Raw genomic sequence first — 5,597 nt, forward strand, 5'->3', positions numbered from 1 at the left:
GCGGAGGGCCGGGCGCACGCCGCGCCGGGCCTCTGGACGCTGGCCGTCGGCTCGGTCGGCGTGGTCTACGGCGACATCGGCACCAGCCCGCTCTACGCCTTCCGCGAGGCGCTGGTGCCGGCCCGCTACGACAACATCCTGCTGGCGGAAGAGGTGCTCGGCACCGCCTCGCTGATCCTGTGGGCGCTGTTCCTGATCGTGACGGTGAAGTACGTCGCGATCCTGCTGCGCATGGACAACAACGGCGAGGGCGGCATCCTCTCGCTGATGGCGCTGGCGCGGAAGGCGCTCGGCGGATCGCGGATCGTGTTCGCGCTGGGCCTGCTCGGCGCGGCGCTGTTCTACGGCGATGCGGTGATCACCCCGGCGATCTCGGTGCTGTCGGCGGTGGAGGGGCTGAAGCTCGTCACCCCGGCCTTCGAGGGCTCGGTGCTGCCGATCACCGTGGCGATCATCCTCGCGCTGTTCCTGGTGCAGAGCCGCGGCACCAGCAAGGTCGCGGCCTTCTTCGGGCCGGTGATGGTGCTGTGGTTCCTGGCGCTGGCGCTCGCCGCCGTGCCGCACATCGTCGGAAACCTCACGGTCTTCAAGGCGCTGAACCCGTGGTACGCCGTGCATTACCTGCTCGGCCACGGCACCGGCGCCCTCGTCGCCCTCGGCGCGGTCTTCCTCGCCGTCACCGGCGCGGAGGCGCTGTTCGCCGACCTCGGCCATTTCGGCCGGCGGCCGATCCAGATCGCGTGGCTCGGCCTCGTCTTCCCGTCGCTGGCCCTCAACTATCTCGGCCAGGCGGCCCTGGTGCTGGAAAAGCCCGAGACCACCGATCCGTTCTTCCAGCTGTTTCCCGAATGGGCGCTGCTGCCGATGGTGATCCTGGCGACGCTCGCCACCGTCACCGCGAGCCAGGCGGTCATCACCGGGGCGTTCTCCCTGTCCCGGCAGGCGATCCAGCTCGGCCTGCTGCCGCGGCTCGAGATCCGCCACACCTCCGAATCGCATTCGGGGCAGATCTTCCTGCCGCAGATCAACGGCCTGCTGATGATCGGCGTCGTGGTGCTGGCGGTGGTGTTCCGCTCGTCCTCGGCCCTGGCCTCGGCCTACGGCATCGCGGTCACCGGCACGATGCTGCTCACCGCGAGCATGACCTTCCTCGTGGTCTGGCGGCTGTGGCACTGGTCGCCCGTGGCGGCGGCCGCCCTGATGCTGCCGTTCATCGTGATCGAGTTCCTGTTCCTGCTCTCGAACCTGCTCAAGGTGTTCGAGGGCGGCTACGTGCCCCTGCTGCTCGCCGCCGGCCTGATCGTGCTGATGTGGACCTGGGTGCGGGGCGTCACGATCCTGTTCAACAAGACCCGCAAGACCGACGTGCCGATCCTCGAGCTCGTCGGCATGCTGGAGAAGAGCCCGCCGCACCACGTGCGCGGCACCGCGGTGTTCCTGACGAGCGATCCCGAGATCGCGCCGGCGGCCCTCCTGCACAACCTCAAGCACAACAAGGTGCTGCACGAGAAGAACGTCATCCTCACGGTCGAGACCGTCGACACCCCCCGCGCCAACGGGCCGGACCGGGTGCGGCTGGAGCCGATCGGGCCGGGCTTCTACAAGGTCGTGATGAGGTTCGGCTACATGGAGACGCCGAACATCCCAAAAACCCTCGTGCTGCTGCGCAAGGAGGGCTTCAAGTTCGACATCATGGCGACGTCGTTCTTCCTGTCGCGCCGCTCGATCCGCCCGGCCGCCCATTCCGGGATGCCGCTGTGGCAGGACCGGATCTTCATCACGCTCGCCAAGAACGCCAACGACGCGACGGACTTCTTCCAGATCCCCACGGGCCGGGTCGTGGAGGTGGGGACGCAGGTCACGGTCTGAGGCGCCCCACTTCCAGGCCAGCCGGGATGGCGGCGCGCATCGTCGCTCGATGTCACAGGCGTTCGACGGGCACGCCCACGGCCGCACCCGCCTCTGCGGGGCGCGTGTCGAGGGTCGCGAGCGTCAGGCCGGCATTGGCGGCGATCGCCCGATGAAGCGCATCTCCAGCGCGAAAGCCGGGATGGGTCTGGTCCGCGAAGCGTGCCGCCGTCCGAGACGTCCTCTCGTCGATCGGCAGCATCACGAGCGACGTAGCCGTCAGGCGCGTGAACGCCGACGGGGCCACCGAACGATGCTGCGAATCGATCGTGCCCGTGCGGAACTTGATCGAGAGCGGTGCCGAGAACTCGGTGGCGACCCAGGCACTGATGGCGAGGTCCCCGCCTGCCCAGGCGGTGGGCCAAGCCTGCATCCGGGCGGTTTCCCGCTCCTCGGTCTACGCCGCGACCGCGACCGACGTATCGAGATACGGCATCAGTACCGTTCGTCGTCCCGCATCGCGCGCACAAACGTCGCGGCACCCTCCGGCTGCAGCGGCATCGCGGCGGTGACGGCCCTGAGGGTCGCGATATCGATCGGCCGCTTCGGTCCCGGCATGGCACTGTGCCGTGCCACCTCGCGCCCGCGACGCGTGACGACAGTGGCTTCGCCGGCGACCACTCGGTCGATGAGCGCGCTGAGTCGCGCCTTTGCCTCTGCCAAGCTCACCGTTTCCATCGCCCTCAATGCCCATCGAGCTGGTCGTCGTAGGTGGCGGATCGGGATTCGGCTATCCGCCCGTTCCCTCCTATCCGTGCGTGCGCCAACGCACACGGCATGCCCCAGGCGCCGGGCTCGGGCCGCGTGCGGTCGTTTGCCCGCGTTGCACCGCGCAGCAGGCATGCCGTAGATTGAATTCATTCTGAGAACGACATGCGGACCCGGGGGGCGTCGCGGCACGGGAGGCCTTCGCGTCGCCCGGGCCGTCGCGCCGTCCCGGTGCGATCCGCATTCACACAGGACGTTTGCGAATGATCAAACTGACGGTGAACGGAGCGCCACGCAGCTTCGACGGCGACCCCGACATGCCGCTGCTGTGGTACCTGCGCGACGAGCTCGGCCTGGTCGGCACCAAGTTCGGCTGCGGCCAGTCGCTGTGCGGCGCCTGCACGATCCACCTCGGCGGCACTGCGACCCGCTCCTGCACCACCCCGATCTCGGCCGCGGCCGACCAGGAGGTGACGACCATCGAGGGGCTTTCCCCCGACGGCAACCATCCGGTGCAGGTGGCCTGGCGCGACCTCAACGTGGCGCAGTGCGGCTACTGCCAGTGCGGCCAGATCATGCAGGCGGCCTCGCTCCTGAAGGATACGCCGAAGCCGACCGACGCGCAGATCGACGAGCAGATGAGCGGCAACATCTGCCGCTGCGGCACCTACCCGCGCATCCGCGCCGCGATCCACCAGGCCGCCGGTCAGGCGCCCGCCAGCAAGGGAGAGCGCCTGTGATCCATGACGCAAAGATGATGGCCGACCTCGCCGCCGAGGCGCCGACCCGGCCGACCCTGATCGCCAACGTCAGCCGCCGCGCCATCCTCGGCGGGCTCGGCGCCTTCGTGCTCGCGGTGAACCTGCGCGACACCGCCAAGGCCGAGACCAAGGCCCAGGAGCCGGCGAAGTTCGGCGCCGACGGCATGCCGCACGGCTGGCGCGACGACCCGAAGATCTTCGTGGCGATCGCTGCCGACGGCCGCGTGACCGTGACCAACCACCGCTCCGACATGGGCCAGGGCGTACGCACCTCGGTCGCCTTCGTGGTCGCCGACGAGCTCGAGGCCGACTGGTCGAAGGTCGGCGTGGTGCAGGCCTGGGGCGACGAGGAGCGCTTCGGCAACCAGGACACCGACGGCTCGCGCAGCTTGCGCCACTTCTTCCAGCACTTCCGCCACGCGGGCGCGGCGGCCAAGCTGATGCTGATCCAGGCGGCGGCCAAGCAGTGGAACGTGCCGGCCTCCGAGGTGACGGCCGAGAACCACGTGCTGACGCATGCCAAGTCGAAGCGCACGCTCGGCTACGGCGACGTCGCGGCGATCGCGGCGGAGCTGCCCGTGCCGGCCCGCGAGAGCGTGGTGCTGAAGGACCCCAAGGCCTTCCGCTACATCGGCAAGGGCCAGATCGGCATCATCGACAACCGCGACATCACCACCGGCAAGGCGGTCTACGGCCTCGACACGAAGCGCGAGGGCATGCTGTACGCGCTGGTCGCGCGCCCGGCGGTCTACGGCGGCAAGGTCGTGAGCTTCGACGATACCGAGACCCGGAAGGTCCCCGGCGTCGTGAAGGTGTTCAAGATCGACGGCGGCGAGATCCCCTCGGAGTTCATGCCGCTCGGCGGCGTCGCGGTGGTGGCCAAGAACACCTGGGCGGCGATGAAGGGCCGCGAGGCGCTGAAGATCGTCTGGGACGACGGCCCGAACGCCGGCTACGACACCGACGCGTTCCGCACCGAGCTCGAGAAGGCGGCGCGCGCGCCCGGCAAGGTCGTGCGCAACCAGGGCGACGTCGACGGGGCGATGGCCAAGGCCAAGACCAAGCTGACGGCCGACTACTTCGTGCCCCACCTTGTCCAGGCTCCGATGGAGCCGCCGGCCGCGGTGGCGCAGGTGAAGGACGGCGCGTGCGAGGCCTGGGCCTGCACGCAAGGGCCGCAGGCGGCGCACGACCGGCTGGTCAAGGCGCTGGGGCTTCCCGCCGACAAGGTCCGGGTGAACGTGACGCTGCTCGGCGGCGGCTTCGGCCGCAAGTCGAAGCCCGACTACGTGGTCGAGGCCGCGCTCTGCTCGCGCGAGGTCGGCGGCGCGCCGGTGAAGCTCACCTGGACCCGTGAGGACGACATCCACCACGGCTACTATCACACCATCTCGGCCGAGCACCTCGAAGCGGGCCTGGACGACAAGGGCATGCCGGTGGCTTGGCTCCACCGCTCGGCGGCGCCGACGATCGGCTCGATCTTCGCGCCCGATCCGAAGCACGAGCTGCCGTTCGAGCTCGGCATGGGCCTGGTCAACACGCCGTTCGCGGTGCCGAACATCCGGCTGGAGAACCCGGAGGCGGCCGCCCACGTGCGGATCGGCTGGTTCCGCTCGGTCTCGAACATCCCGCACGCCTTCGCGATCCAGTCGTTCGTCGCCGAGCTGGCGCACGCGGCGGGGCGCGACGCGAAGGACTACCTGCTCGACCTGATCGGGCCGGCGCGCAAGATCGATCCCACCTCGATCGGCGATGTCTGGAACCACGGCGAGGATCCCAAGCTCTACCCGATCGATACCGGGCGCCTGCGCCGGGTGATCGAGACGGCGGCCGGCGGCGCCGGCTGGGGCCGCAAGCTCGAGAAGGGCCGGGGCCTCGGGATCGCGGGGCATTACAGCTTCGTCACCCACACCGCGGTCGCGGCGGAGGTCGAGGTCGACCCGAAGGGCGGCGTGAAGGTCGTCGCGGTCGACATCGCGATCGATTGCGGGCCGCAGGTGAACCCGGAGCGCATCCGCTCGCAGATGGAAGGCGCCGTGGTGATGGGGATGGGCCTCGCGCTCACCTCCGAGATCACCTTCAAGAACGGCCGGGCGCAGCAGAACAACTTCGACGGCTACGAGATCATCCGGATCGACGCCGCGCCGAAGGTGATCCGCGTGCACCTCGTCAACTCGGGCACCTGGGACGGGCCGCTCGGCGGCGTCGGCGAGCCCGGCG

Annotated in this window: 5 protein-coding genes; 3 read left to right on the forward strand and 2 right to left on the reverse strand. The window is 69.6% G+C overall.

Features of this window, described 5'->3' with window-relative positions:
- Positions 1–1,869, forward strand: a 1,869-nt coding sequence (locus tag FV223_RS18765; protein ID WP_147728430.1) for a potassium transporter Kup, incomplete at its 5' end; no start/stop codon positions are given.
- A 52-nt stretch (positions 1,870–1,921) separates the two neighbouring features.
- Here the strand turns inward: FV223_RS18765 and FV223_RS18770 are convergent.
- Positions 1,922–2,281 (reverse strand): type II toxin-antitoxin system VapC family toxin, encoded by a 360-nt coding sequence (locus FV223_RS18770; protein WP_147728431.1) that lies wholly within the window; start codon positions 2,279–2,281, stop codon positions 1,922–1,924.
- 62 nt (positions 2,282–2,343) lie between these two features.
- Positions 2,344–2,586 (reverse strand): type II toxin-antitoxin system prevent-host-death family antitoxin, encoded by a 243-nt coding sequence (locus tag FV223_RS18775; protein WP_147728432.1) that lies wholly within the window; start codon positions 2,584–2,586, stop codon positions 2,344–2,346.
- A 293-nt stretch (positions 2,587–2,879) separates the two neighbouring features.
- On the opposite strand from FV223_RS18775, the gene FV223_RS18780 reads away from it, so the two are divergent.
- Together FV223_RS18780 and FV223_RS18785 are read left to right on the forward strand one after the other, a co-directional pair.
- Positions 2,880–3,356, forward strand: a complete 477-nt coding sequence (locus tag FV223_RS18780) for a (2Fe-2S)-binding protein (protein ID WP_147728433.1) — start codon at positions 2,880–2,882, stop codon at positions 3,354–3,356.
- Positions 3,353–5,597 (forward strand): molybdopterin cofactor-binding domain-containing protein (locus FV223_RS18785; RefSeq protein WP_147728434.1); only part of this gene is annotated, 2,245 nt, incomplete at its 3' end. The genes FV223_RS18780 and FV223_RS18785, both read left to right, overlap by 4 nt.

This window comes from Methylobacterium sp. WL116 (assembly GCF_008039455.1).
GTDB lineage: Bacteria > Pseudomonadota > Alphaproteobacteria > Rhizobiales > Beijerinckiaceae > Methylobacterium.

Bases quoted from the DNA above. Each gene is read 5' to 3' on its own strand.
- FV223_RS18770 (WP_147728431.1), bottom strand. From the start codon at position 2,281: ATGCAGGCTTGGCCCACCGCCTGGGCAGGCGGGGACCTCGCCATCAGT.
- FV223_RS18775 (WP_147728432.1), bottom strand. From the start codon at position 2,586: ATGGAAACGGTGAGCTTGGCAGAGGCAAAGGCGCGACTCAGCGCGCTC.
- FV223_RS18780 (WP_147728433.1), top strand. From the start codon at position 2,880: ATGATCAAACTGACGGTGAACGGAGCGCCACGCAGCTTCGACGGCGAC.